General features: G+C 64.4%; 22 protein-coding genes, 1 tRNA gene and 3 pseudogenes. 15 read left to right on the top strand and 11 right to left on the bottom strand.

The features are described from left to right. Positions 1-55: 55 nt before the first annotated feature. A pseudogene (locus RMR04_RS11465) lies at positions 56-1065 on the bottom strand (threonine/serine dehydratase). Between the two features lie 108 nt (positions 1066-1173). Between RMR04_RS11465 and RMR04_RS11460 the strand changes: the two are divergent. Continuing rightward, on the top strand, positions 1174-1755 hold the full coding sequence (locus RMR04_RS11460; RefSeq protein ID WP_311914749.1) for a helix-turn-helix domain-containing protein: 582 nt from the start codon (positions 1174-1176) through the stop codon (positions 1753-1755). A 127-nt stretch (positions 1756-1882) separates the two neighbouring features. Then, entirely contained in the window at positions 1883-2851 is a 969-nt protein-coding gene (locus RMR04_RS11455; RefSeq protein WP_311914748.1) for an SDR family oxidoreductase, read from the top strand. Between the two features lie 31 nt (positions 2852-2882). On the opposite strand, the gene RMR04_RS11450 is transcribed toward RMR04_RS11455, so the two are convergent. The 3 genes from RMR04_RS11450 to RMR04_RS11440 all read right to left on the bottom strand — a co-directional run bounded on the left by RMR04_RS11450 (position 2883) and on the right by RMR04_RS11440 (position 6506). Continuing rightward, the gene (locus tag RMR04_RS11450; RefSeq protein ID WP_311914747.1) at positions 2883-4868 is read right to left on the bottom strand and encodes an acetyl/propionyl/methylcrotonyl-CoA carboxylase subunit alpha; all 1986 of its coding nucleotides are present in this window, start codon (positions 4866-4868) and stop codon (positions 2883-2885) included. 28 nt (positions 4869-4896) lie between these two features. Next, positions 4897-5529 carry a cation efflux transmembrane domain-containing protein gene (locus RMR04_RS11445; protein ID WP_311914746.1) on the bottom strand — a complete coding sequence of 211 codons (633 nt, stop codon included), beginning with the start codon at positions 5527-5529 and terminating at the stop codon, positions 4897-4899. A gap of 215 nt (positions 5530-5744) precedes the next feature. Continuing rightward, positions 5745-6506 (bottom strand): SDR family oxidoreductase, encoded by a 762-nt coding sequence (locus RMR04_RS11440; RefSeq protein ID WP_311914745.1) that lies wholly within the window; start codon positions 6504-6506, stop codon positions 5745-5747. Between the two features lie 433 nt (positions 6507-6939). Here RMR04_RS11440 and RMR04_RS11435 point away from each other — a divergent pair, with 433 nt between their 5' ends. The 3 genes from RMR04_RS11435 (at position 6940) to RMR04_RS11425 (ending at position 9311) form a co-directional block, all read left to right on the top strand. Then, entirely contained in the window at positions 6940-7332 is a 393-nt protein-coding gene (locus tag RMR04_RS11435) for a hypothetical protein (RefSeq protein ID WP_311914744.1), read from the top strand. A gap of 131 nt (positions 7333-7463) precedes the next feature. Beyond that, the gene (locus RMR04_RS11430; RefSeq protein ID WP_311914743.1) at positions 7464-8084 is read left to right on the top strand and encodes an LbetaH domain-containing protein; all 621 of its coding nucleotides are present in this window, start codon (positions 7464-7466) and stop codon (positions 8082-8084) included. A 303-nt stretch (positions 8085-8387) separates the two neighbouring features. Continuing rightward, positions 8388-9311 carry an IS5 family transposase gene (locus tag RMR04_RS11425; protein ID WP_311909523.1) on the top strand — a complete coding sequence of 308 codons (924 nt, stop codon included), beginning with the start codon at positions 8388-8390 and terminating at the stop codon, positions 9309-9311. Positions 9312-9725: 414 nt separating this feature from the next. Here RMR04_RS11425 and RMR04_RS11420 read toward each other — a convergent pair whose 3' ends face one another. Continuing rightward, on the bottom strand, positions 9726-11333 hold the full coding sequence (locus tag RMR04_RS11420) for a carboxyl transferase domain-containing protein (protein ID WP_311914742.1): 1608 nt from the start codon (positions 11331-11333) through the stop codon (positions 9726-9728). Positions 11334-11401: 68 nt separating this feature from the next. After that, positions 11402-12103: a lipoyl(octanoyl) transferase LipB gene (gene lipB, locus RMR04_RS11415; RefSeq protein WP_311914741.1), complete on the bottom strand. Its 702-nt coding sequence runs from the start codon at positions 12101-12103 to the stop codon at positions 11402-11404. A gap of 137 nt (positions 12104-12240) precedes the next feature. Here lipB and RMR04_RS11410 point away from each other — a divergent pair, with 137 nt between their 5' ends. The 4 genes from RMR04_RS11410 (at position 12241) to RMR04_RS11395 (ending at position 15247) form a co-directional block, all read left to right on the top strand. Then, positions 12241-12510: a FliM/FliN family flagellar motor switch protein gene (locus RMR04_RS11410; protein WP_311914740.1), complete on the top strand. Its 270-nt coding sequence runs from the start codon at positions 12241-12243 to the stop codon at positions 12508-12510. Between the two features lie 266 nt (positions 12511-12776). Further along, positions 12777-12861 (top strand) — tRNA-Leu (locus RMR04_RS11405). 180 nt (positions 12862-13041) lie between these two features. Then, entirely contained in the window at positions 13042-14448 is a 1407-nt protein-coding gene (gene mgtE / locus RMR04_RS11400; RefSeq protein ID WP_311914739.1) for a magnesium transporter, read from the top strand. A 47-nt stretch (positions 14449-14495) separates the two neighbouring features. Next, positions 14496-15247, top strand: a protein-coding gene (locus RMR04_RS11395) for an IS5 family transposase (protein WP_311912176.1) whose coding sequence is annotated in 2 segments (ribosomal slippage) — positions 14496-14826 and positions 14826-15247 — 753 coding nt in all. Because the reading frame shifts where the segments join, the coding sequence is not laid out codon by codon here. 64 nt (positions 15248-15311) lie between these two features. Here the strand turns inward: RMR04_RS11395 and RMR04_RS11390 are convergent. Continuing rightward, the gene (locus RMR04_RS11390; protein ID WP_311914738.1) at positions 15312-15680 is read right to left on the bottom strand and encodes a VOC family protein; all 369 of its coding nucleotides are present in this window, start codon (positions 15678-15680) and stop codon (positions 15312-15314) included. Between the two features lie 73 nt (positions 15681-15753). Here RMR04_RS11390 and RMR04_RS11385 point away from each other — a divergent pair, with 73 nt between their 5' ends. Together RMR04_RS11385 and RMR04_RS11380 are read left to right on the top strand one after the other, a co-directional pair. After that, positions 15754-16479: a helix-turn-helix transcriptional regulator gene (locus tag RMR04_RS11385; RefSeq protein ID WP_311914737.1), complete on the top strand. Its 726-nt coding sequence runs from the start codon at positions 15754-15756 to the stop codon at positions 16477-16479. Between the two features lie 274 nt (positions 16480-16753). Then, positions 16754-17530 (top strand): annotated as a pseudogene (locus RMR04_RS11380) (GH25 family lysozyme); the annotation flags it as partial. 234 nt (positions 17531-17764) lie between these two features. Here RMR04_RS11380 and RMR04_RS11375 read toward each other — a convergent pair. Next, positions 17765-18499 (bottom strand): CDP-alcohol phosphatidyltransferase family protein, encoded by a 735-nt coding sequence (locus RMR04_RS11375; protein ID WP_311914736.1) that lies wholly within the window; start codon positions 18497-18499, stop codon positions 17765-17767. Between the two features lie 221 nt (positions 18500-18720). Between RMR04_RS11375 and RMR04_RS11370 the strand changes: the two genes are divergently transcribed. The 3 genes from RMR04_RS11370 to RMR04_RS11360 all read left to right on the top strand — a co-directional run bounded on the left by RMR04_RS11370 (position 18721) and on the right by RMR04_RS11360 (position 22502). Beyond that, a complete protein-coding gene (locus tag RMR04_RS11370) occupies positions 18721-19686 on the top strand; it encodes a glycoside hydrolase family 25 protein (RefSeq protein WP_311914735.1) in 966 nt (321 codons plus the stop codon). Between the two features lie 90 nt (positions 19687-19776). Then, positions 19777-21405: an inorganic phosphate transporter gene (locus tag RMR04_RS11365; RefSeq protein ID WP_410492232.1), complete on the top strand. Its 1629-nt coding sequence runs from the start codon at positions 19777-19779 to the stop codon at positions 21403-21405. Positions 21406-21488: 83 nt separating this feature from the next. Then, positions 21489-22502 carry a CorA family divalent cation transporter gene (locus RMR04_RS11360; RefSeq protein ID WP_311914734.1) on the top strand — a complete coding sequence of 338 codons (1014 nt, stop codon included), beginning with the start codon at positions 21489-21491 and terminating at the stop codon, positions 22500-22502. Positions 22503-22514: 12 nt separating this feature from the next. Here RMR04_RS11360 and RMR04_RS11355 read toward each other — a convergent pair whose 3' ends face one another. The 3 genes and pseudogenes from RMR04_RS11355 to rplM form a co-directional block, all read right to left on the bottom strand. Further along, positions 22515-23267: an SDR family oxidoreductase gene (locus RMR04_RS11355; protein ID WP_311914733.1), complete on the bottom strand. Its 753-nt coding sequence runs from the start codon at positions 23265-23267 to the stop codon at positions 22515-22517. A gap of 247 nt (positions 23268-23514) precedes the next feature. Then, positions 23515-23994, bottom strand: coding sequence for a 30S ribosomal protein S9 (gene rpsI / locus RMR04_RS11350; protein WP_069692103.1), 480 nt, complete (start codon positions 23992-23994; stop codon positions 23515-23517). Between the two features lie 2 nt (positions 23995-23996). After that, positions 23997-24457, bottom strand: a pseudogene (gene rplM, locus RMR04_RS11345) (50S ribosomal protein L13). A 241-nt stretch (positions 24458-24698) separates the two neighbouring features. Here rplM and RMR04_RS11340 point away from each other — a divergent pair. After that, positions 24699-25487 (top strand): substrate-binding domain-containing protein, encoded by a 789-nt coding sequence (locus RMR04_RS11340; protein ID WP_311914732.1) that lies wholly within the window; start codon positions 24699-24701, stop codon positions 25485-25487. The last annotated feature ends 44 nt before the right edge of the window (positions 25488-25531 follow it).

Genomic DNA, 25531 nt, shown 5'->3' with positions numbered 1-25531 from the left:
ATCGACTCGAGCGCCGCATGCGAATTGCAAAGCGGAGACATAAGCGTGCTCGCACCTATGCCTGCATCCATGCCCTGAATGAGTCGGGCAGGACATTCGAACCGCATATCACTGCGGCCACGCGCTTGCCGCGATAACGCGCGGGGTCTTCCAGGACTGCAGCAATACCAAGCGCGGCCGAAGGTTCGGCGACGAGGGCAGCGTGCCGGTAGAGCATCCGCATGCCCTCGATGATGCTCTCTTCCTCGACCAGCGGGACGTGGTCTGCGGTGGCGAGCAGGTCGTCGAGAACCGCAGCGATCGGAAATCGGCCGGCGACACCGTCGGCGATCGTATCGGTCCGGTCAGTGGTCACAATCGATCGCGCCCGCCAGGACTTCGCCAGGGCCGGCGCGCCTCTTGGCTGGATGCAGACGACATCCGTCGCCGGCGACAAGGTCTTGAAGACATGCCCCACGCCGGTGGCCAGAGCCCCCCGCCGAGCGCGAGCAGAACCGTATCGATTCGATCGAACCCTTCGACGAGTTCAAGGCCGATCGTGCCCGCGCCTTCGCAAGTGTCGAGATTTTCGCTGTCCTCCACGAGGAACGCATCGCCGCGAGCTGCAATCTCCCGGGCACGCTCGCGAGCGTTCTCGATATCGCCATCGACCAATTCGACTGTCCCGCCGAGCCGGCGGATTCGCTCGATCTTCGCGGCATTGGCGCCTTTGCCCGCAATCACACTGACGGCGATACCGCGTGCCCGGCCGCTATAGGCAAGCGCTTGTCCGAGGTTGCCGGCGCTGGCGCAGACAGCGGCCATGGGACCCGAGCTACTTGCAAGACGTGACATCGCGACCTCTGTCCCACGCCCCTTGAAGCAGCCGATCGGGTTTGCGGTCTCGAGCTTGATGACGAGTTCGCAGCCCAGCAAATCGCCGAGCGTGGCAGACAGGAACTGCGGCGTGTCGCGGAAAACCCGCGAAATCTCCTGCCGCGCTTGCCGGATGCGGTGAAGATCGAGCCTGGTGCTCGGCTGCGTGGCGCCGAAATCTGGTGCGAGACTTCCGCTGACGGGCTGCATGGGACAATCCTCCGGCCTGATGCTACCAACCACAGTTGCGCGCATTCGTGCGCTTTAGCGCACGCCCCATTTGTGCGCAATAACGCACGCTCTGGAGATTGCCCCGGAATGAAGGCCATCAGCCCCGTCGACACGCCGAACCTGCTCAGGTCGATCCGGCGCGATCTTGGCTGGAGCCTCGATCAGACGGCAGCGCGGACCGGCGTCAGCAAGGCGATGCTGGGCCAGATCGAGCGCGGCGAATCCACGCCGACCGTCGCAACGCTTTGGAAGATCGCCACGGGTCTAGGGGTGCCCATGACCGCACTGCTGGAGGCCAATCGCGAGGACGGTGATGTCCTGCTGTTTCGCGACGCCAGCGAACTTCGCGTGCGCCCGGCGCAGGAAGGCATGCAACGCGCGCTCCTGTTTCCATACGAGGCGCGATTTGGTTTCGAACTCTACGAGCTCACCTTCGCGCCCGCTTTCGAGAGCATCTCCGAGCCGCACGAGATTGGCGTCGTGGAGCATGTCACCGTCCTGCACGGCGAAGTTGAATTGCTGGTGGAGGAGGAGTGGAGGCCGCTCAAGCAGGGGCAATCGCTGAGGTTCCCCGCCGATCGTCGGCACGGTTATCGAAACCGGACGCGCGATGACGCCGTCGTCATGGACCTGATTCACTACCGGTTCGCACCGAGCTCCCAGCGCTGAAGCCGGCTCACTCCCCAAGCATCACCATCTTCGCACCGGGCTCGGCCCACGGGCAGGCAGTCAGGACAATGGCGCACGCCTGGTCAGGGCTCGCAAAGAGGCCGTTGCGCGCTAAGGGCATGAAGTCGTGGGCGGAACGACGGCGGCAGGCGGAAAGCCGCTATCCATCTCCGGCAAACTCGCTCACATTCCTTGGAGATCAGGCGACCTATCGAGGGGGCGACAGGTGTGTATCCAAGTTCTCGTTAGTGGCGGGAATGGCCGACTTGCGCGCGCACTGTCGATTGTTGGCGGGACCCGCGTGCACGCGCTATCGCACGCAGAATTGGATGTTACGGATGCGGTTGCCTTTGAGACTGCACTCACGCGGCTGCGCCCGGACGTTGTAATCAATGCAGCCGCCATTAGCAGCGTCGAGGCTTCGGAGATTGCACCAGATCATGCACGCGCGATCAACGCGCTCGCACCTGGTCGCATGGCACATGCGTGTGCACAGATCGGCGCGCCGTTTATTCACATTTCCACGGATTACGTTTTTGGCGACGCGACCAGTCGACCCTGGCGAGAATCGGATCCTGTGTCACCCATCAACAATTATGGTCGTTTGAAAGTCGAAGCCGAGCAAAACGTCCTCGCCGTCAGTGAAGGAGTCTGTGTAGCCAGGGTCGCTTGGCTGTTTGGCGACGGCAAAGACTTCATCACCCACCTTCTGCGAGGTCAGGATGGTATTGCTAAGGTCGCGAGCGATCAAATCGGCTCGCCAACTCCCATTTTCCTGCTTGCCAAGAGATTGCTGGAGTTGGCCCAGCGCATGAAAGAGCGAGACGCTATTCCTCGCATACTGCACTTGGCGGGATCGCCTGCGGTATCACGAGCCGACTGGGTTGATACAGCATTCCAAGCGCTTCAGCTCGCAGGAAGGCGCACGCCCAAGCTGTTGCGGGTCTCGATGCTCGACTTGGGCTCCGCCGTTCAGCGTCCCCATTACAGCGCCCTCGATTGCAGCCTCGCAGCTAACCTCTTTGGTGGAGAACTCGACTGGCGCATTTCGACGGCGCAGGCTGAAACGTTCGCTGATCAGCTCATGCCGGCTTAGGAGCAAACGCGCCCCTCCCTGAACACCCGCCCTACTCCCCCAGCACCACGACCTTCGCGCCCTCGGCCACCTGCGCCCCCGCCTCGCCCGCAACCTCGGTGACGGTGCCGGCGCGCGGGGCCACCAGCACATGCTCCATCTTCATCGCCTCGACGATGGCGAGCCTCTGGCCCTTCACCACCGCCTCGCCAGCCGTGACGAAGAGCGCGATCAGCTTGCCATGCATCGGCGCCTTGATGACGCCGCCAGTGCCCGCCGCCGCATCGAGATCGACGCTGAAGGGGTCAAACAGCGCAACCGCCGTCTGGCGGCCGCGATGCAGCGCGAGATAGGTTCCGCGCTCAGCCTGGGCCAGCACGATCTCGTGCTCGCCCTCCCCGATCTCATGGGCGGGCAGGCTGACGCGCGCGCCCTCCTCATGCCATTCGATCCGCGCCTCGATGCGCTCGCCATCGACCAGCAGGGCCAGGCCCAGCGCCGGCTGCGGCATCAATGAGAAGCCATCCGCGACGAGCCAGGGCGAGCGCGCCTCGCTATCGGAACGCCCCGCGGCGGCCAGCAGCCCGTCCGCCTGCCGCTCTTCCTCCAATTGCAGCGCGGCGGCGGCCACGGCCGCGGCATCGAGCGGCTGCGGCTCTGCTCCGAGGCCTGAGATGTTGCGCTCGATGAAGCCGGTGTCGAACGGGCCTTCGCGAAACCCTTGCGCCTCGGTCAGCGCCTTCAGGAAGGCGAGATTAGTGCGCGGTCCCGCGACGATCGTCTCGCCCAGCGCCGCGCCAAGCCTGTCCAGAGCCTCATCGCGCGTCGCGCCATGGGCGATCACCTTGGCAATCATGGGATCGTAGAACGGCGTCACCGTATCGCCGGCCTCGACGCCGGTATCGATGCGGATGCCCTCGCCTTCGGGAAAGCGCAGTGCCCAGAGCTTACCGGTCGAGGGCAAGAAGCCCTTTTCGGGATCCTCGGCATAAAGCCTGGCCTCGACCGCATGGCCGGTGGCAGTGACATCGGCTTGGCTGAAACCGAGCGGCTCGCCGGCCGCGACCTTGAGCTGGAGCTCGACCAGATCAAGCCCGGTGATCGCCTCGGTCACGGGATGCTCGACCTGGAGGCGCGTATTCATCTCCATGAAATAGAAGCGGTCGGCGCGCAGGCCTTCGCGGCCATCGGCGATGAACTCGACCGTGCCGGCCCCGACATAGCCGACGGCCTTGGCGGCCTCGGTCGCGGCCTTGCCCATGGCGGCGCGGACCTCCGCGCTCATGCCCGGCGCCGGCGCCTCCTCGATCACCTTCTGGTGGCGGCGCTGCAGCGAGCAGTCGCGCTCATAGAGGTGGACGACATTGCCATGGCTGTCGCCAAAGACCTGGATTTCGACATGGCGCGGTGAGAGCACATATTTCTCGACCAGCACGCGCGCATCGCCAAAGGCGTTCTTGCCTTCGCGCTGGGCGCTGGCGAGCGCTTCGTCGAAATCCTCGGGCCGATCGACCTTCTTCATGCCCTTGCCGCCGCCGCCCGCGACCGCCTTGATCAAGACGGGGTAGCCGATGCGCCGTGCTTCCGCGCGCAGGAAATCGGCGCCCTGCTCGGCGCCGTGATAGCCCGGCACCACCGGCACATTGGCCTTCTCGACCAATGCCTTGGCGGCATCCTTCAGGCCCATGGCCCGGATGGCCGAGGCCGGCGGTCCGACAAAAACAATGCCGGCCTTGGCGCAAGCCTCGGCGAAATCGGCGTTCTCGGAGAGAAAGCCATAGCCCGGGTGGATGCAGGCCGCATTCGCCTGTTTCGCCACAGCCAGGATTGTCTCGGCGTCGAGATAGCTTTCGCGCGCCGGCGAGGGCCCGATATGCCAGGCCTCGTCGGCCATCTCGACGAACAGCGCCTCGGCATCCGCATCGGAATAGACCGCGATGGTGCGCAGGCCCAATCGCCGGGCGGTGCGGATGACGCGGCAGGCGATTTCGCCGCGATTGGCGATCAGGATGGAGGGCAGTCTGGCGGCGATCGACATGAGCGACATCCTCGAACAGGTGCCGCCTTTATAGCCGGGAGATCGCCCCTGTCGCCGCCTTGTTCTGCAAATCCGGCTTCGCGGCTTCGAGCCGGCGCACCGAGCGCCAGATCGCCCATGTCGCCTGGAAGCACAGGCCTGCGACGAAGAGATCGAACAGATATTCCGGCCAGCGCACGGGCGCCAATCGCGCGAACAGCCCCATCACGGCAAAGCCCGTGGTCGAGATCACATCGTTGCGGGAGGATAGCCAGGTCGCCTTGATCACCGGGTTGTCCTCGCCCCGGAAGCGCCAGAGCAGGCCGACGATCAAGACGGCGACGATGACCGCGCTCGCGGCGGAGAATTCCAGCGCCCAGAGATCGATCGGGCGCGGGCGCGCGATCTTGTCCCAGAGGTCGTAGAGCGTGTGAAAGCCCGCCACCGCCATTACCGCGCCGATAGCGAGCGCGGCGAGCTTTTCCGCCCGCCCGTCGCGGCCGAAGACCAGCGCCGCGATACCGTAAAGCGCGACGTCATAAACCCAGTCGACGCCGTCCTTGAACAATTGCGCATTACCTGCGGCAAGCGCCCAGGCGACGACGCCCGACGCGAACACCAGGATGCCGAGCGCGATGCCCCAGATGGTGCGGGTATAGGCGCGGGCGATGGCGGCGCTCACGGCCCCGGCGCCCCCCTCCTCGTCATGGTCGGGCTTGTCCCGACCATCCACGTCTTCCGACGTCTGAGGTGAACCGACGGATGGCAAGCTGAGCACTCCGGAGCAAACACCTCACCTGTCACGCATCCGGCCTGCGTCGCAAGACGTGGATGGTCGGGACAAGCCCGACCATGACGGTTAAGGCTCCGCTCCGCGCCCCGCTCCGCAGCGTGTCCTCACCCGCGCCCGACGAAAGGCATCTTCGACGCCATCACCGTCATGAACTGCACATTCGCCTCGATCGGCAGGCTCGCCATGTGCAGCACCGAGGTCGCGACATGGTTCACGTCCATGACCTGCTCGATCTTGATCGAGCCATCCGCCTGCGGCACGCCTTGCGTCATGCGCTGCGCCATCTCGGTCAGCGCATTGCCGATATCGACCTGGCCCACCGCGATGTCGTATTTGCGCCCGTCGAGCGAGGAGGTCTTGGTCAGGCCGGTGATGGCGTGCTTGGTCGCGGTATAGGCGATCGAGTTCGGCCGCGGCGCATAGGCCGAAATCGAGCCATTGTTGATGATGCGCCCGCCCTTGGGCTCCTGTGCCTTCATCAGCTTGAAGGCCTCCTGCGTGCACAGGAACGGCCCGGTCAGGTTGGTGTCGACCACCGCCTGCCACTGCTCGAGCGAGAGGTCTTCCAGCAGGATGCCGCCGGGCGCATTGACGCCGGCATTGTTGAACAGCACGTCGAGCCGCCCGAAAGCCGCCTTGGTCTGGGCGAACAGGTTCTGCACCGAAGCCTGGTCGGTGACGTCGGTGGGCACGGCAAGCGCCTGCTCGGCGGACACGCCCGAGAGCTTGATCGTCTCCGCCAGTGCGTCCGCCCTGCGCCCGGCCAGGACCGTGCGATAGCCGTCCTTCAGGAAGGCCAGCGCGACCGCGCGACCGACGCCCGAACCCGCTCCGGTGATGATGGCGACCTTGTTATGCCCAGACATGCGTATCCTCGCGTTTTTTCTCAGTTCAACCGTTTGAAGGCGGCCGCGACCATAGAGCAGGATGCAGCATACGGAAGAGGGAGCGATGCAGGGCAGACGCGCATTCCGCTATTGGCCGGCGTACATGAGGCCTTTGTAGCGGGGTGAAGGCTGGCCTCGAGGGTCATTGCGAGCGCAGCGAAGCAATCCAGGGCCGTGGCGCGAACCTCCTGGATTGCTTCGGCTCACGCTCGCAATCACGACTGAAGGTGGGGCGGTTGGAACAAGTGGCACCTTGGCAGCGCCTTCCAGAACGTCGAGGGCAGATCAGCGTTGGGTGGGAGCCCATACGCGAAAAGCCGCAAAAGCTTCACGAAAACGGCCAAATTCCTGGATCGAAATCGCAGCAGCCAATCATACTGATCAGGCGCTTATGCCGAGGGGGAAATTCGCCATGCTGCGGACCAGTATTCCTGTGGTCATTTCGCTGATGCTCTCTGCCTCAAACTCAATTGCACAAACCTTTCAGTATACCTTGCCACAGGCAGGGCAGGAATTTACCCAGGCGTATGGGGCGGAAAAACAAATCCGCATCCAAGTCAGTTTTCGGTCCGCGATTCAGCCCGTATCGAACGATAGCGAATCCGATATCGCCATGCTGGAAGCGGCAAGAAAGTCCCTTTATACGCAGGCACAGCGGGAATGCTCGGTACTCTCAGAGAGATTCAACAATGCGGATTGTCGCCTGGGAAGCTTGAACATCAATTTAAATGCATTTGTTGCTGCGAATAATCCTCAGCCGCCACAGCTTGTTGCCATCGCCACTTACCTGCTCAAGCCAAAATAGGCGCTCGGCCCGGAATGACAGCGCGGCTCGAATATGGAGCGGTTGAGGGCAATCGGGCTGAGGGACCGCCATGGGCGGATTGCGGCTCCGTTCGACCTCGATCACGATGCAGGGCCTCGTCGGGAATCCACATGCCGCTCATCGTCGACCAGATTGGCCGGTTCAGCTCGTCTCCACTTGGGCAATTCCGTGACCTCAAGCCGTGGGAGCTGACGGCTGGCTCGCCCCAGTTTATCGAGCGACTGCTGGGTCAGCTCGGCGATGATTATTCGGTGACGGCCGGCATCGCCCTTCACGCCTCTGCGATCGTCGACCCGGCAGCGGCGATCAAAGGACCCGCTATTATCGGACCGGGCTGCTTCGTGGGAGCGGGAGCCTTGCTGCGTGGTGGCTGCTGGCTCGAAGCGGATTGCATCCTCGGGCCGGGTACCGAGCTGAAATCGTCCTTTGTGTTCGCAGGCTCAAGGCTCGCCCATTTCAACTTTGTCGGCGACAGCCTGCTGGGGAGCGATGTGAATCTGGAAGCAGGCGCCGTCATCGCAAATCACCGAAACGAGTGGCCCGATAGCGCGATATCGTTCCTGTATAAGGAAGGGCGGATCGATACGGGCGTCGGCAAATTCGGTGCTGTGGTCGGCGACAGAGTGAAAATCGGAGCCAATGCCGTGATCGCACCAGGCGCAATTCTCACACCTGGAACGATCGTGGGGCGCTTGTCGCTGGTCGACCAAGCGCCGGTCGATATCGTCTAGGTGTGCGTTCAAGACGTGGATGCTCGAGATAAGGGCGAGCAGGACGGAAAGGGCGCGGGGAACCCTTCTCCCGGATGGGAGAAGGGCAGGGATGAGGGTGTGCCGGTAGTCATTGAGGCGCGACGGAGCCGCAGCGCCTCCTACTGAGAGGGCACACCCTCATCCGGCGCTCCGCGCCACCTTCTCCCATCCGGATTTCTCTGCGAAAGGGCCCTGGCGTTGAGGTTTGATTGCTGATTCACTTCGCTCGGGTGCGGCGGGGTGATCGGCATGTCGGATCAGATGTCTTTGGCTGAGGCGTTTTTGGACCCACGCCTGGGTGCGAACGCGAAGCTTGCGAAGATCGATGGGCTGATCGCGTGGGATCGGCTGGCGCCCTTGGCCGGCAAGCTGCGCCAGGCTGAGACGGGCAGGCCGCCTTACGCGCCGCTTGCGATGCTCAAGGCGCTCTATCTGCAGGCGCTTTACGATTTGTCGGATCCCGGCCTGGAGGAGGCGCTGCTGGACCGGCTGTCGTTTCGACGTTTCTGCGGGTTTGCGCTCGATGGCGGCACGCCCGACGAGACGACCTTGTGCCGCTTTCGGCTGGCGGCAGCGCAGGCGGGCGTGCTCGAGGCCTGCTTTGCCGAGATCGGCGCGCAGCTCTCGGCCAAGGGTCTGATCCTGAAGAAGGGCACATTGCTCGACGCCACAATCGTTCAGGCGACGCATGCTGCCCCGTCACGCGAAGCCGGGCTGGGCAAGGGCCACCCCCGTGAACCCGGCGCCGACTGGGGCAAGAAGAACGGCAAGGCCCATTTCGGCTACAAGCTGCATGTCGGCGTCGACGAGGGCTCGGGCCTGATCCGCACGGCGCTCGTGACCTCGGCGCGGATACAGGACGTCGAGATGGCCCCAGGGCTCGTCAGCGGCGACGAGGCCGCCGTCTATGCCGATCGCGGCTATGAGAGCAAGGCCCAGCGCGCCGCCCTGAAGGCCTTGGGCATCAAGGACCGGATCATGCATCGCCGGCACAAGCACATCGCTGTCCTGCCGCGCTGGCTGCAGCGCCGCAACGCCCTGATCGCGCGCCGCCGCGCTCCCGTCGAAGCTGTCTTCAGCGCCATGAAGCGCCTCTATGGCAAAGCCCGGACGCGATGCCACTCGTTCGTCGCCAACACCGCAGACCTGATTGCCTTCGCAACCGTCTACAATCTCCGGCGCGCCACCATCATCGCAGGCGGCTGAACCAGGTCGACTGCGAGCTCTCCAAGCCAACCGCTGAAGACCGCCCGTCACAGGCGAACAATCCGCCGTCAAAATATCAGTCCTCAGCCGCGTTTCGCAGAGGAATCCATCCGGGAGAAGGGAAGAGGCGTCGCGGCCCTTCGGAAACGCGCACTTCTCCCCTCGCGGAACAAGATGGCAGCGCACAGCGCTGACGGAGAAGGGAAAGACGGAGTAGCGCTGATCGTCTTTCCTCCAAACCATCCCGTCATTCCGGGGCAGGCCGCAGGCCTGAGCCCGGAACCCAAAACCGATGCGCTCGATCAGTGAAGCTCACCATGCGAGCGCATTATGGAGAACCGGCATCGGCTCTGGGTTCCGGGCTCTTCGCTGACGCGAAGCCCCGGAATGCCAGTGGCGGTTCCAAACCGGCCCTCACATCCTGAACACGCCGAACTTCGTCTCCGGCACTTCGGCGTTGAGGCAGGCCGAGAAAGCCAGCGCCAGCACGCGCCGCGTCTCGGAGGGCAGGATGATGCCGTCGTCCCAGAGCCGGGCGGTGGCGTGATAGGGCGAGCCCTCCTCCTCATATTTCGAGCGGATCGGCGCCTTGAAGGCCTCTTCCTCGTCCGCCGTCCAGCTCTTGCCCTCGGCCTCGATATTGTCGCGGCGCACGGTCGCGAGCACGCTCGCCGCCTGCTCGCCGCCCATCACCGAGATGCGCGAATTCGGCCAGGTGAAGAGGAAGCGCGGCGAATAAGCGCGCCCGCACATGCCGTAATTGCCGGCCCCGAAGGAGCCGCCGACCAGCACGGTGATTTTCGGCACGCGAGCCGAGGCCACCGCCGTCACGAGCTTGGCCCCGTCCTTGGCGATGCCGCGCGTCTCGAAATCGCGGCCGACCATGAAGCCGGTGATGTTTTGCAGGAAGAGCAGCGGAATCCGGCGCTGGCAGCAAAGCTCGATGAAATGCGCGCCCTTCAACGCGCTCTCGGAGAACAGGATGCCGTTATTGGCGATGATGCCGACCGGGATGCCGTGGATGCGGGCAAAGCCGGTGATCAGCGTCGTGCCGTAGAGCTTCTTGAACTCGTCAAATTCCGAGCCATCGACGAGCCGGGCGATGACCTCGCGGATGTCGTATTGCTTCTTGAGATCGGTCGGGACGACGGCTTCCAGCTCCTCGACCGGATAGAGCGGTTCGACCGACTCGGCGATATCGATATCGGGCCGCTTGACGCTGTTGAGGTTGCTGGCGATGCGGCGCGCGATGGCGAGCGCATGGGTGTCGTCGCCGGCATAATGGTCGGCGACGCCGGAGAGGCGGGCATGGACATCGGCGCCGCCGAGATCCTCCGCCGAGACGACCTCACCGGTCGCGGCTTTCACCAAAGGCGGGCCGCCGAGGAAGATCGTGCCCTGGTTCTTGACGATGATCGTCTCGTCCGACATCGCCGGCACATAGGCGCCGCCGGCGGTGCAGGAGCCCATCACCACCGCGACCTGTGGAATGCCTTCGGCCGAGAGATTGGCCTGATTGTAGAAGATCCGGCCGAAATGCTCGCGGTCAGGAAAGACCTCGGTCTGGTGCGGCAGGTTGGCGCCGCCGGAATCGACCAGATAGATGCAAGGAAGCCGGTTCTCGCGCGCGATCTCCTGGGCGCGCAGATGCTTCTTCACCGTCATCGGATAATAGGTGCCGCCTTTGATCGTCGCGTCGTTGCAGACGATCATGCATTCGCGGCCGGAAACGCGCCCGATGCCGGCGATCATGCCGGCGCCATGGATCTCCTTGTCGTACATATCGAAGGCGGCGAGCGCCCCGATCTCGAGGAAGGCGGAACCGGGATCGAGCAGGCGCAGCACACGCTCACGCGGCAGGAGTTTTCCCCGCGCCGTATGGCGCTCGCGCGATTTGGCGTTGCCGCCGAGTGCTGCCGTCATGCGGCGCTCGTGCAATTCGCTGCACAGGGCGGCCCAGTTCTCGGCATTGGCGCGCGTCTCGGCCGAATCCAGATCGACCTTGCTCTCGATGACCGGCACGTCGCGCTCCCTCGTCAGTTCTTGGGATCAGCCTTATGAACGGCTACGCGGGTGCTGCCAACGGGGCGTCATGCCAAGATGGTCGGCCCAAAGATGCGCTCGAATTGTGCGCGCAAGGTCGAATCGACCTCCGGCATCGTCACGGGCAGGCCGAGATCGACCAGCGAGGTTACGCCCTGGTCGCTGACCCCGCAGGGCACGATGCCGTCGAAATGCGCCAGCTCCGGCTCGACATTCAGCGAGATGCCGTGGAACGAGACCCAGCGCCGGACCCGGATGCCGATCGCGGCGATCTTGTCCTCGGCCCCTGTCCGCTTCTCGGGCCGGCGCACCCAGACGCCGACGCGGTCCTCGCGCCGCTCGCCCCTGACATTGAAGGCGTCGAGCGTGCCGATCAGCCAGGCCTCCAGCGCCGCCACAAAACGCCTGAGATCGGGGTCGCGGCGCTTCAGGTCGAGCATCACATAGGCCACGCGCTGGCCCGGGCCGTGATAGGTGAACTGCCCGCCCCGGCCGCTGCGATGCACCGGAAAGCGCTCGGGCGCGATCAGATCCTCATCCTTGGCCGAGGTGCCGGCAGTGTAGAGTGGCGGATGCTCGACCAGCCAGACGCGCTCGGGCGCAAGCCCGTCGGCAATCAGCGCGACACGCGCCTCCATCTCGGCGACGGCGGCCTCATAGCCGGTCAGGCCCTCAGCCACGACCCATTCGACAGGGCCGGCCTCGCCCTCTGTCCCAAACAAAACCGCCAGCGCCTCGCGCGTCTTCACTTCGCCTTAACCCTGTTTGTTCAACGTTCATTCACCGGAAGCGGCAGGCGCCTCTTGCGCTCGAAAATGGCCCTCAGGCAAGCTCTGCAGGCAAGTTTCGTTGGTAGAATTCTGAAGTAGGGTTTCGGAGGCAGGACTTGAAGGCTGATCTCGATCTCGTTCCTGTCATTCTCACCGTCGTGCTGGGCCAGACCCAGATGCCGATCTACAAATTGCTGCGCATGGGCCGCGGCGCCATCATCGAGCTCAACGCGACCGAGACCGAGGAAGTCCAGATTCTCGCCAACAACCACCCCTTCGCCAAGGGCAATGTCGTGGTCAGCGGTTCCAAGATCTCGGTCGAGATCACCCAGATGCTGAAGCGCCCGACGGTCTACTCGCTCCAGAGTGTGGCCGAGGCGGCCTGAGCGGCCGCACGCCTCTCCTCGTCGCCATAGCCTTCATCCTGAGGAGCGCTCCTGGGAGCGCGTCTCGAAGGATGTTTCAGCTATCTCTGAAGCCTTCTGGAGCATCCTTCGAGACGCCGCTTCGCGGCTCCTCAGGATGAGGGCTGTAGGGGATAAACCGAACCATGACGCATTCTTGACGAAACACTCTTGTGGCGGCGGATTCGATTTGCTAGACCCGCGCCGTTCCTGAGTTGCCGCGTTCACACGGCAGTTTTCGAGCCGCTGCGGTCATGGCGGAATTGGTAGACGCACTACCTTGAGGTGGTAGCGGGGAGACCCGTGGAGGTTCGAGTCCTCTTGACCGCACCAGATTTGGGCGAGAGCCCCATAAACGGCGACCCTAGCGGGTCGCCGTTCGTGTTTCGGGCGCGTTTTGGGAATGTGCCGTGAAACGGTCATGCTGCGTTGCAAGAGCGCAAGCGCACTGACACAAGAGCAGCCACCCTTCCCTCGAATCCAAACCATCCCTCAGACCATGGAGCCGGACCGATGGCGGACACGCAAACGGCTCAGGACGCGGTGCTGGAGCGCCCGATTCGCGACGAGGACGGCGCGATCGACGCAGGGCTGATCGAGCAGTTCTCGCAAGCTGTCCTACTCTCGGACCTGACGACGCTGCGCGCCATCGTCGCCGACATGCACGAGGCCGATCTCGGCGCCGTGCTGGAAGCGCTCGACCCCGAGGAGCGCCCGCGCCTGATCTCACTGCTTGGCGCCGATTTCGACTTCACCGCCCTGACCGAGGTCGACGACGCCATCCGCGAGGAGATTCTCGAGGAGCTGTCGGCGCAGACCGTCGCCGAGGGCGTGCGCGATCTCGACACCGACGACGCGGTCTACATCCTCGAGGACCTCAACGAGGCCGACAAGCAGGAGGTTCTCGACAAGCTGACGCCCTCCGAGCGCATCGCGCTGCAGCAGGGCCTCGACTATCCCGAGGGCAGCGCCGGCCGGCGCATGCAGAGCGAGGTCGTGGCGGTGCCACCCTTCTGGACCGTCGGCCAGACCATCGACTATCTGCGCGAGACGGAGGATGTGCCGGAGCGCTTCTTCGAGATCTTCATCGCCGACCCGGCGCATCATTTCGTCGGAACCGTCCAGCTCGACCGCCTGCTGCGGACCAAGCGGCCGGTGCCGGTCGCCGAGCTGGTCGGGGAGGAGAACCGCGTCGTCAAGGCGACCGACGACGTCGAGGATGTCGCGCGGATGTTCCAGCGCTACAACCTCGTCGCCGCACCCGTGATCGACGATGCCGGCCGCCTCGTCGGCGTGATGACGATCGACGACATCGTCGACGTCATCGAGGAGGCGGCCGATGACGACGTCAAGCAACTCGGTGGCGTCGACGCCGACGAGGAGTTGTCCGACCCCGTCCGGCAGATCGCCAAGAGCCGCTTCCGCTGGCTCTTCATCAACCTGCTGACCTCCTTCCTCGCAGCCGCCGTAATGAGCCTGTTCGAGGCGCAGATGACCAAGCTCGTGGCACTGGCGATCCTGGCCCCGATCGTCGCGAGCCAGGGCGGCAACGCAGCGACCCAGACGATGACGGTGGCGGTGCGCGCGCTGGCGACGCAGGAACTCGGCGCCTGGAACCTGCGCCGTTTCTTCACACGCGAAATGATCGTGGGCCTGCTGAACGGCGTCGGCTTCGCGCTGATCACCGGCGTCATCGCCGCGATCTGGTTCTCGAGCACGGGGCTGGGCCTCGTCATCGGCGTCGCGATGATCGTCAACCTGATCGCCGCGGCAGGAGCGGGCGTCGCGATTCCCGTCCTGCTCGACCGGTTCGATATCGATCCCGCGATCGCATCGGGAACCTTCGTCACCACCGTGACGGATGTCGTCGGCTTCTTCGCATTCCTCGGGATCGCGACATTATGGCTCGGCCTGGGCTAGGGCTCGTGGGGATTCACAAGACGGTTTGCATGTGATTCAAGCTTTGGATGGATCGCTCTGTTTTGACGGACGCCCAATGGGCGAAGATGGAACCGCATTGCCTGGGTAAGCCGACTGATCCTGGGCGTAGCGGAGGTGATAACCGGCGTTTCGTCGAGGCGGTGCTGTGGATCGCGCGCACGGGCAGTCCGTGGCGTGATCTGCCGGCCCATTTTGGGAATTGGAGCACGGCGTTTCGACGGTTCCGCGACTGGCGCGCCGCCGATGTCTTCAAACGCCTCTTCGACGCCTGCTCGGAAGAGCCCGATATGGAATATGCCATGGTCGACGCCACGATCGTGAAGGTCCACCGCCACGGACAGGGCGCAAAAGGGGGACTCAAAGCCAGGCCATCGGCCGCTCCAAAGGCGGCATGACCACCAAGATCCTCGCGCTCACCGATGCGCTCGGCAACCTTGTGCGCTTCCAACTCCTGCCTGGCCATCGCTTCGATACGGTGGGCGTCGAGCCACTGATCGAGGGTATCGATTTTGGCGGCCTGATCGCCGACAAGGCGTTCGACAGCAACGTCATCGTCGCCGATCTCAATAAGCGCGGCGCCAAGGTTGTCATCTCGCAGCACCCGCGCCGCACCAAGCCGCTGCCGCTCGACCGCGAACTCTACAAATGGCGCCATCTCATCGAAAACTTCTTTTGCAAGCTCAAGGAGTTCAAGCGCGTCGCCATGCGCGCCGACAAAACCGACCAAAGCTTCTCAGCAATGATCTACCTCTCTGCTGCCGTCATCAATTCTCGATGAATCCCCACAAGCCCTAGGCTAAGCCAGCCGATCCCCGACACCCTGTCGCGGTCAGCGGCTGTCCTTATTTGTCCGGTGTGCAGACGCGCAGGCGGTGACCGTCGGGATCCAGAGCAACGAAAGTGCGCCCGAAGACAGATGTCATCGGTTCCTGCTCGATAGCGATGCCGGCAGTGCGCCAAGTCTCGCAAAGCCTGTCTACAGCCTCGTCGTCATCGACCGTGACGGCCAACTCCGAGCGATGACCGGTTCCAGACGATACGAAATTTGCCGCACTGGTTGACCACAGGCCGAGATTGAGGCCGCTGTCGAACCGGAACGCCACATAGGTCGGGAACGACGCCACGGGCGGCTGTCCGAGCAGCTTTTCATAGAAGCTGCCGCTACGGATAGGGTCCGCGACGTAGAGGAGGAGGAGGTTTGGCGTCGTCATGAGAGATCGTCCTTCATTTGGTTGTGAAACGACCATACGAGACAACGCTGCCAAAAAACGGCAGTGTTGAATCATGGCCCGATCCGAACGACTGCTGTCTCTCCTGCAAGTTCTTCGGCGTCACCGCCGTCCGGTCAGCGGCGCCGTGCTGGCTCAGGAACTCGGCATCAGCATTCGCACGCTCTATCGGGACATCGTCACGTTGCAGGCGCAGGGGGCGGATATCGAGGGAGAGCCCGGCGTCGGCTATGTCCTGCGTCCCGGCTTCATGCTGCCACCCCTGATGTTCTCCCAAGGCGAGCTGGAAGCACTGATGTTGGGCTTCCGCTGGGTGGCCAAGCTGGCCGATGAGCCCATGACGCAGTTGGCGGCCAATGCGCTTGCCAAAATCTCAGCGGTCTTGCCCGATGACCTGAGGGATGAGCTTGAGAACACGACACTGCTTGTTGGCCCAAGAGTGATCAGCGACGACGAGGTCGTTGATCTTGAGACCGTGCGCGCCGCGATCCGCCGGGAGCACAAGGTCCGGATTTCCTATCTTGATGGAGATGGGAACGCCTCCGAGCGGACGATATGGCCGTTCGCATTGGGCTACTTCCAGGAGTCGAGAATTTTGGTCGCCTGGTGTGAAAGCAGAGACGACTTCAGGCATTTCCGGACAGATCGATTGCTGGACCTGACGGAGTTGGACGAGCGCTACCCGCGCAGGCGCGCGGTTATGCTTAGAGAATGGCGCGCAACACAGGCTGACGCTCGCGGCCAGCCAGGTTCCTTCAGCTCTGGCCAGCGACACCAATGATCCGGCCGATGGTCAAACCAGCCCGTCGTCAGCGTTGTGACTGGCTGCGGCCATGATCAATTCGGAATGCCCCCACAAGCCTAGAGCAGGATGCGAAAAAGTGGGCACCGGTTTTTCGCATTGATCCTACTCTAACTCCTTGATGAGAGACGGATTCAGATTTCAGACGGGATCACGAAGTGACCCCGTCTGAAATCATCCGGCTCTAGGCGAAAGTGCAGAAAAACCGGTAACGTAAACCGGGCGTCAAGCTTTCTCCTCAATTTTCAGAGAGATGATCCCGCACCGCATGCTCAGCCGCAAACCCATCTCCCTGCTCGTCGCAGCCGCACTCGCGGTGCTGGGCGGCTGCGTCGCGATGGAGGGCAACTACCCGCTCAAGGGCGACAACCGGCCTCATCCGGGCGTCGCCGCCGCGCATCGCTATGCCGTGCAGGGCATCGACATCTCGCGCTGGCAGGGCGAGATCGACTGGGCTGCGGTGAAGGGCGCCGGGACCCGCTTCGTCTACATGAAGGCGACCGAAGGCGGCGACCATGTCGACCCGGCCTTCCAGCGCAACTGGGATGCGGCGCGCCGGGCCGGTGTGCGCCGCGGCGCCTATCATTTCGTCTATTGGTGCCGCCCGGCCCATGAGCAGGCGATCTGGTTCAAGCAGCAGATTCCCAACGACCCCGACGCGCTGCCGCCGGTGCTCGATGTCGAATGGAACGGCCATTCCAAGACCTGCCCGCAGAAGATCGACCGCTCGCTGGCGCTGGAGAAGATCCAGCTCATGCTGACCGAGCTGGAGCAGCTCACCGGCAAGAAGCCGGTGATCTACACCGACATCACCTTCCACAAGGACGTGCTGGAAGGTGAGTTCAACGACTACCCCTACTGGATCCGCTCGACGGCCGCCCTGCCCGAGACGCGCTATGCCAACCGGCCCTGGGCATTCTGGCAGTTCACCACCACGGGCCGCGTGCCGGGCATCAGGGGCGATGTCGACCGCAACGCCTTCTTCGGCAGCGAAGAGCAGTTCATCGGCTGGATCAACGGCGAGTTCGATATCGGCACGCGCACCTGGGCCAAGCGCCGCCAGTCGCCGGCGCAGCCGAGCCCGAGCATCGTCAACGAGCCGCCCGCACCTGCTCGCTCGCTCCAGCCGCCAGTGCCGGAACCGGTCGAGCCTGAAGACGCGCCCGTCGCGACCGTGCCTGGCGCGATCGAGCCGGTGCCCTCCTCGCTTCACATCGGCCGGAGCGCCGGCAAGCGCAGCTGACGGGGCGTTTTCGCCGCGCCGTCAGACTCGGGAGCGGAAACGTCTTTCCCAGGCGCGGCCCAGGCCGAGCAGGACGAAATAGGCGACCGCGACCAAGAGGACGCCTTTCGCCGGCAGGTCCGGGCGCATCTCCCGCCAGAGCGTCCATAAGGCAGCCCCGGCCCAGAGAGCCAGGATCGAGAGCGTCAGCCCGCGCCAGCGCCGCACCCTGACCGGATGGACGAAGACGACCGGCGCAAACATCAGCACCGTCGCGACCAGGACCACCGCAAGCGCGAGCCAGGCCGGCGGCGCGAAGGCGACGATGTAGAACACCACGATGTTCCACACCGCCGGAAAGCCGCGGAACCACCAATCATCGGTCTTCATGCCGGTATCGGCGAAATAGAGCGCGCTCGTCAGCGTGACGACGATGCCGCAGAGCAGCCCCCAGGGCTGCGTCATCACATCGGCGCGCAGCAGCATCGCGGCTGGGACGAAAACATAGGTGATGAAATCGACGACGAGGTCGAGCTGCGCGCCGTCATAGCGCCGGGCCAGCTCCTTGACCTTGAGCCTGCGCGCCAGCGGCCCGTCGAGCGCATCGACCAGCAGCGCCACCGCCAACCAGCCGAAGGCCTGGGCCAGATCGCCCGCGATCACGGCCTGCAGCGAGAGCAGCCCGAGCGCCGCGCCCAGCGCCGTGAAGACGTGGACGCCATAGGCCAACGCCCTGCGCAACCCCGTCGTCGCCTGCTTGCCTGGCTCCGGCTCCACCGCCGCTCCTCCCCGGTTAACCAAAGCTGAAACAAGCCATTCGGATGCGAGCAAGTTCTAACCGGGCCTTAACCACGTCGCTCTCATCTGGAAAGGCTAGATCACGTCGCATTCGGACGGAACCGTCCGAATGCGACGTGATCGCTTCTAAAAGTTGAGAGCATTGCTCTTGCGAAAAACCGGTACCCGCTTTTTCGCGCAAGGCTCTAATGGAGAAGTGGATGCCCGCGCGAGCGACGATTTTCGGACGAACCCTCTTCAGTGTGCTCAGCCTGCTCGGCCTGCTCACCTGCGAGACCGTGCCCGCCGCCGCGCTCTATCCGAAGAAGGGCGACAGCGATCCCCATCTTGGCGTGCGTGACGCGCGGCGCAAGGCGATCCAGGGCATCGACATCTCGCGCTGGCAGGGCGAGATCGACTGGGCCAAGGTCAAGGATGCCGACACCCGCTTCGCCTTCATCAAGGCGACCGAGGGGGGCGACCATCTCGACCCCAGCTTCAAGCGCAACTGGGCCGAGGCGAAGAAGCACGGCATCCCGCGCGGCGCCTATCATTTCGTCTGGTGGTGCCGCGCGGCGAAGGACCAGGTGCGCTGGTTGAAAAAACACATCCCGCGCGATGCCGATGCGCTGCCGCCCGTGCTCGATGTCGAATGGCAGAACGGCTCGCAATGCACCCGCAAGATCTCGCGCGACCAGGCCCTTGCCAAGATCCGCGAGATGCTGGTGGCGCTGCAGGCCCATACCGGCAAGAAGCCGATCATCTACACCGACATCAACTTCCATGAGGACGTGCTCGAGGGCGAGTTCAACGACTACCCCTATTGGCTGCGCTCGACCGCCGCGCCGCTGAAGCATCGCTACAACCGCGAGAAATGGGAGTTCTGGCAATTCACCACCACGGGCCAGGTCCCCGGCATCTCCGGCGATGTCGATCGCAACGCCTTCTTCGGCACCGAGCAGGAATTCGCCGCCTGGCGCCAGGGGCGCTATGACATCGGCGCGCGCAAATGGCATGGCGGCGAGCCGAAGGTCGCCAGCTCCAAGCAGCCCGCGCGCCCTGCCGGCGCGAATGCGCCCAAGGCGGCAGGCGCGGCGCCGTTCAGGCTGCTCCCGCCTGCGCGCGTGCCGCAACGCACGGCCGTGACGCGCGACGTGGGCAGCACGGGCGCGATCATGCGCGATTGAGCCTCTCGCAGCCGCGAGAGGCCGTCATCAGACCGTCAGCGAAATCGAACAGGTTACCCGAACCTTAACAGGGCTCCGGGGAGCAGTACGATGACGAGTATGACGCTGGACAACGGCACGGGCCACGCTCCCGATGCCGGAAAACCGAAGCTGGAAGCTCCCAAGAGCCTCAGCGCCCTCGCCTTCTTCGCCGGCATCATGACCGCCGGCCTCGCCTATATGGCGTATTCGCTCTACCAGGACATCTCGTCGGCCGGCACGCCGGCCACGACCTGGCTGCCCTTCATCCTGCTCGGCGTGGCCATGCTGATCGCGCTCGGCTTCGAGTTCGTCAACGGTTTCCACGACACCGCCAACGCGGTCGCGACCGTGATCTACACCCATGCGATGCCGGCCAATGTCGCCGTCGTCTGGTCCGGCTTCTTCAACTTCCTCGGCGTGATGATGGCTAGCGGCGCGGTCGCCTTCGGCATCATCTCGCTGCTGCCGGTCGAGCTCATCCTCAATGTCGGCTCCGGGGCGGGCTTCGCCATGGTCTTCGCCCTGCTGATCGCGGCGATCATCTGGAATCTCGGCACCTGGGCGCTCGGCCTGCCGGCTTCGTCCTCGCATACGCTGATCGGCTCGATCATCGGCGTCGGCCTCGCCAACCAGCTCTACAATTCGAACAGCGGCACCTCAGGCGTCGACTGGTCCAAGGCGATCGAGATCGGCCAGTCGCTGCTGATCTCGCCGGTTTTCGGCTTCATCGCCGCGGCGCTCGTTTTCCTGACGCTGAAGATCCTGGTGAAAAGCCCCGAGCTCTATGCCGAGCCGAAGGGCAACAAGCCGCCGCCGCTCTGGATCCGCGCCGTTCTGATCGCGACCTGCACCGGCGTCTCCTTCGCCCATGGCTCAAATGACGGCCAGAAGGGCATGGGCCTGATCATGCTGATCCTGATCGGCTGCGCGCCCACGGCCTATGCGCTGAACCGCGCCATCCCGGCCGGAGATATCGACACCTTCCGCAAGACCGCCATCGCCGCCAGCGCCGTCATCGACCAGAAGGCGCTGGGCTATTCGATCATCGGCGATCCGCGCCAGAACGTGACGCGCTATGTCTCTGATCGGACGATCGACGACTCGACCTTCCCGGCGCTCTCGGCGCTGAACAAGGAGATCGTCAAGCAGATCGAGACCTATGGCCACCCCTCCAAATACCCGGCCGCGATCGTCGGCAACGCCCGCAACGACATGTATCTCGCCTCCGAGGCGATGAAGCACATCTTCAAGGCCGACAAGAAGGAAGAGAAGATCTTCACGGCCGAGGACCTCAAGGTCATGACCGCCTACAAGGCCTCGCTCGACGACGCGACCCGGTTCATTCCGTTCTGGGTCAAGGTCGTGGTGGCGCTGGCTCTCGGGCTCGGCACCATGGTCGGCTGGAAGCGCATCGTCGTCACCGTCGGCGAGAAAATCGGTAAGCAGCACCTGACCTATGCCCAGGGAGCCTCCGCCGAGCTCGTCGCCGCCGCCACGATCGCGGCCGCCGACGTCTACGGCCTGCCGGTCTCGACCACGCACATCCTGTCCTCGGGCGTCGCCGGCACGATGGCGGCCAACAAGTCCGGCCTGCAGATGTCGACCGTGCGCAACATGCTGATGGCCTGGGTGCTGACCCTGCCCTGCGCCATCCTGATCTCCGGCACGTTGTTCGTGGTGTTGCGTCAGGTGTTCTGAAGGCCAAGCGTAAGGCCGGCGCCGCGGCGGCAACGCCTGCGGCGCCGGTGTATTTCAAGAGCAATTGGATGGGGCAGGCCCGCATGAACATCGCATTGGCCACCCATGCCGACCTTCAATCCGGCTCCGGCATCGTCTGGGCCTATCGCTTCGACGAGGCTGGAAAGCCCGGCCTGATCCCGCGCGACGAACTCCCCGGCCTCGCCTCGCCGGCCACCGGCTTCGTCTGGATCCATCTCGATCTCGTCCACACCCGCATAGCGGCCTGGCTCGCCGAGCAGCCCGCCTTGCCAGTGCCGGCGCAGGCGATGTTCCTGTCGCATGACAATCATCAGCGCCTCGACCATTCGCCCGAGCTCGCCTGGGGCATCTCGCACGACCTGATCCGCGACATGACCGACAAATCCGAGAGCGTCGGCGCGTTGCACTGGATCATTGGCGAGCGTTTCCTGCTGACCGGCCGGCGCGGCGCCCTGCAATCGATCCGCATGACGGTCGAGGCCCTGGAGCAGGGCGAGACCATCGCCTCGCCCGTCTCCCTGTTCGAGCACATCATCGAATACATCATCGACGACGTGACCGACGCCGTCATCCGCCTCACCGATGAGATCGACAGCGTCGAGGACCATGTCCTGAGCGACCGCCTCCGCGACGGCCCGCAGCGCGTCGGCGCGGTGCGGCGCACCTCCGTTCGCTTGCACCGGCAGCTCAACGGCCTGCATCTGCTGTTCCGGCGCTTCGCCGAGACCGGCTCGGGCCGCGCCGCGCCGGAAACCGTGAAGGCCTGCGCCGGGCGCCTGCTGCAGCGGGTCGACACCTTGCACCACGACGTCCATTCCGTGCAGGAGCGCGCCCGCCTGCTGCAGGACGAGATCGCCGCCCGCTCGGCGAACCGCACGAATGAGCAGCTCTATGTGCTCTCGATCCTGACCGCCGTCTTCCTGCCCGCGACCTTCATCACCGGGCTCTTCGGCATCAACGCCAAGGGCGTGCCCTGGGCCGAAGACGCCGCGGGCTTCACCTATGTCACCCTGATGTGCCTCGTGGCTGCCTGGGCGGTGATGCTGTTCCTGAAGCGCCGGGGCATGATCGGCTGAGGCCCGTTCGCCTCAGCGCCCGCCCGCCACGCGCAGGATCACGCCTGTCGTATAAGCCGAGGCCTCCGAGAGCAGGAACAGGATCGATTCGGCGATCTCGTGGGGCGTCGCGACGCGCTTGAGCGGGATCGTCGGCGCGATGCGCGCGACGCGGCCGGGCTCGCCGGAGGACATTGCGTGGATATCGGTCTCCGTCATGCCCGGCGCGACCGCGTTGACCCGGATGCCGGCCGGAGCCAGCTCTTTGGCGAGCCCGATGGTGAGGGAGTCGATCGCGCCCTTGGAGGCAGCGTACCAGACGAATTCGCCGGGCGAGCCAAGCGTGACCGCCGCCGAGGAGATGTTGACGATCGCCCTTCCCTTCGCCTCGGCATTGGCACTCAGCGCGCGGGCCGCCTCGCGCGCGACCAGGATCGCACCGGTGACGTTGATGTCGATGCAGGCGCGGATCACGGCGGTGTCGGCCTCGGCGAGCGAGCTCGCCTTGCCGGTGATGCCGGCATTGTTGACGACATGGCTGAGCGGCCCCAGCGCCGCCCCGGCTTGAGCAAAGACGCGGATGATGTCGGTCGCGCTCGCCATGTCGCCCTGGAGCGCCACGGCCTTGGCCCCGTTGGCCTTGCAGGCCGCGACGACCTCGGCGGCGGCATCGGCGTTGCTCTGATAGTTCACCGCGACATCATAGCCGCGCTTGGCCGCCATGATCGCGGTCGCAGCGCCAATGCCACGGCTGCCGCCGGTGACGAGAAGGACGGGGCGGGTCATGGGAGGCTCCTACACAGTTCGGTTGCAGCACTCCCGCGCGGTCGTCATTCCGGGCACAGCGCAGCGGAGACCCGGAATCCATCGAAGGGCCAATCCTTTGACAGGCCTGGCTCTATGATGGATTCCGGATCAGCGCCGCTGCGCGGCTTGTCCGGAATGACGGCGCGCAGGAACAGTGCAGACAGACAATACGAAAAGGGCGGCTCTTGCGAGCCGCCCTTCCACATACCGGACCGTCGTAAAACGATCAGCGCTTCGAGAACTGGAAGCTGCGGCGGGCCTTGGCCTTGCCGAACTTCTTACGCTCGACGACACGCGAATCGCGGGTCAGGAAGCCTTCCTTCTTGAGCGGGCCGCGAAGCTCGGGCTCATAGAAGGTCAGGGCCTTGGAGATGCCGTGGCGCACCGCGCCGGCCTGGCCGGAGAGGCCACCGCCCTTGACCGTGACGACGACGTCGTACTGGGTCAGGCGATCGACATGCTGCAGCGGCTGCTGCAGGACCATGCGCAGCACCGGGCGGGCGAAGTAGACCTCCTGGTCACGCGTGTTGACCGTGATCTTGCCCGAGCCGGGCTTGATCCAGACACGGGCAATGGCGTTCTTGCGCTTGCCGGTGGCATAGGCGCGGCCCTGGGCGTCGATCTTCTTGACGTGGACGGGAGCGTCGGGCTGGGTCGACTTCGCGACCTGGCCGAGCTGCTCGAGAGACTGAAGAACCTCGGCCATGATCAGACCCTCGCATTCTTGCGGTTGAGCGCAGCGACGTCGAGCGTCTCCGGCGACTGGGCGGCGTGAGGATGCTCAGCGCCCTTGTAGACGCGCAGGTTGCCGAGGATCTGGCGGAAGAGCGGGCCGCGCGGGAGCATGCGCTCGACGGCCTTCTCGACGATACGCTCAGGGAAGCGGCCCTCAAGAATGAACTTGGCCGAACGCTCCTTGATGCCGCCGGCAAAGCCGGTGTGGTGGTAATAGACCTTCTGGTCGAGCTTGCGCCCGGTCAGAACCACCTTATCGGCGTTGACGATCACGATATTGTCGCCGCAGTCGACATGCGGGGTGTAATTGGCCTTGTGCTTGCCGCGCAGGCGCATCGCCACGATGGTGGCGAGACGGCCGACGACCAGCCCGGAGGCATCGATCACAACCCACTTTTTTCGACGTCGGCGGGCTTCAGCGACATGGTCTTCATCGCAGCACCCCTTCGGTTAGCTTGAAAAAAGGACAAGCCGCCGGGAATCCGGCGGCGATGTGAGGCGGTGGTTAAGGGGCTGCCGCGGCTATGTCAAGGCAATCCGTCGACGCGAACAGCCAAGAAAACCCATGTTTTCAAACGACATGCAGTAAAAGGTATTCAGATACCGCATAAGGCTGCAATTCATCCCTGTTGCATCGCGCCGAGCTTTCGCAATCATGCGGCAGGAGGAACATCCATGAACAAGAAACCGCTTGCCTGCGCCCTGCTTGCCCTCGGACTCACCGCATCGCCCTTCGTTCTCGCCTCGCCGGCCTTGGCAGAAGTCCATGTCATCAGCTCCGGCGGCTTCACCGCGGCATATAAGGAACTCGTCGCCGGCTGTGAGGTGAAAATCGGCAAGAAGGTCGTCAGCGCTTACGGCGCCTCGATGGGGGCCGCGCCCGACGCCATTCCCAACCGGCTGGCGCGCGGCGAACCCGCCGATATCGTCATCCTGGCCAGCGACGCCTTCGACAAGCTGGTCAAGGACGGCAAGGGCATGCCCGGCAGCCGGGTCGATCTGGTGCGCTCAGTGATCGGCCTCTCGGTCAAGGCCGGCGCGCCCAAGCCCGACATCTCGACGGTCGAGGCGTTGAAGAAGACGCTGCTGGAGGCGAAGTCGATCGCCTATTCCGCCAGCGCCAGCGGAACCTATCTCTCCGAGGAGCTGTTCCCCAAGCTCGATCCCAGCGGCCAGGTCATGGCCAAGTCGAAGAAGATCTTCAGCGAACGCGTCGGCACGGTGGTGGTGCGCGGCGAGGCCGAGCTCGGCTTCCAGCAGGTCAGCGAGCTGGTCACGATCGACGGGCTGGATTTCGTCGGCACGCTGCCCGAGGAGGTCCAGCGCGTGACGATCTTCTCGGCGGGGCTGGCGGCCGGGTCGAAGGAGCCGGAAGCGGCAAAGCAGCTGATCGCCTGCCTGGGCTCGCCGGAGGCCGCGCCGGTGATCAAGAAGACCGGGCTGGAGCCGCTGCCGCAGAAGTGAGCGGCCATGGCGATCCCTCTCCGTCATGCTCGCCCTTGTGGCGA

It is taken from the genome of Bosea sp. 685 (genome assembly GCF_031884435.1).
Taxonomy (GTDB): domain Bacteria; phylum Pseudomonadota; class Alphaproteobacteria; order Rhizobiales; family Beijerinckiaceae; genus Allobosea.
This window is presented reverse-complemented; position numbering and strand designations above follow the sequence as displayed.

Bases quoted from the DNA above. Each gene is read 5' to 3' on its own strand.
- RMR04_RS11460 (WP_311914749.1), top strand. From the start codon at position 1,174: ATGAAGGCCATCAGCCCCGTCGACACGCCGAACCTGCTCAGGTCGATC.
- RMR04_RS11450 (WP_311914747.1), bottom strand. From the start codon at position 4,868: ATGTCGATCGCCGCCAGACTGCCCTCCATCCTGATCGCCAATCGCGGC.
- RMR04_RS11440 (WP_311914745.1), bottom strand. From the start codon at position 6,506: ATGTCTGGGCATAACAAGGTCGCCATCATCACCGGAGCGGGTTCGGGC.
- RMR04_RS11435 (WP_311914744.1), top strand. From the start codon at position 6,940: ATGCTGCGGACCAGTATTCCTGTGGTCATTTCGCTGATGCTCTCTGCC.
- RMR04_RS11430 (WP_311914743.1), top strand. From the start codon at position 7,464: ATGCCGCTCATCGTCGACCAGATTGGCCGGTTCAGCTCGTCTCCACTT.
- mgtE (WP_311914739.1), top strand. From the start codon at position 13,042: ATGGCGGACACGCAAACGGCTCAGGACGCGGTGCTGGAGCGCCCGATT.
- RMR04_RS11390 (WP_311914738.1), bottom strand. From the start codon at position 15,680: ATGACGACGCCAAACCTCCTCCTCCTCTACGTCGCGGACCCTATCCGT.
- RMR04_RS11385 (WP_311914737.1), top strand. From the start codon at position 15,754: ATGGCCCGATCCGAACGACTGCTGTCTCTCCTGCAAGTTCTTCGGCGT.
- RMR04_RS11370 (WP_311914735.1), top strand. From the start codon at position 18,721: ATGCCCGCGCGAGCGACGATTTTCGGACGAACCCTCTTCAGTGTGCTC.
- RMR04_RS11365 (WP_410492232.1), top strand. From the start codon at position 19,777: ATGACGAGTATGACGCTGGACAACGGCACGGGCCACGCTCCCGATGCC.
- RMR04_RS11360 (WP_311914734.1), top strand. From the start codon at position 21,489: ATGAACATCGCATTGGCCACCCATGCCGACCTTCAATCCGGCTCCGGC.
- RMR04_RS11355 (WP_311914733.1), bottom strand. From the start codon at position 23,267: ATGACCCGCCCCGTCCTTCTCGTCACCGGCGGCAGCCGTGGCATTGGC.
- rpsI (WP_069692103.1), bottom strand. From the start codon at position 23,994: ATGGCCGAGGTTCTTCAGTCTCTCGAGCAGCTCGGCCAGGTCGCGAAG.
- RMR04_RS11340 (WP_311914732.1), top strand. From the start codon at position 24,699: ATGAACAAGAAACCGCTTGCCTGCGCCCTGCTTGCCCTCGGACTCACC.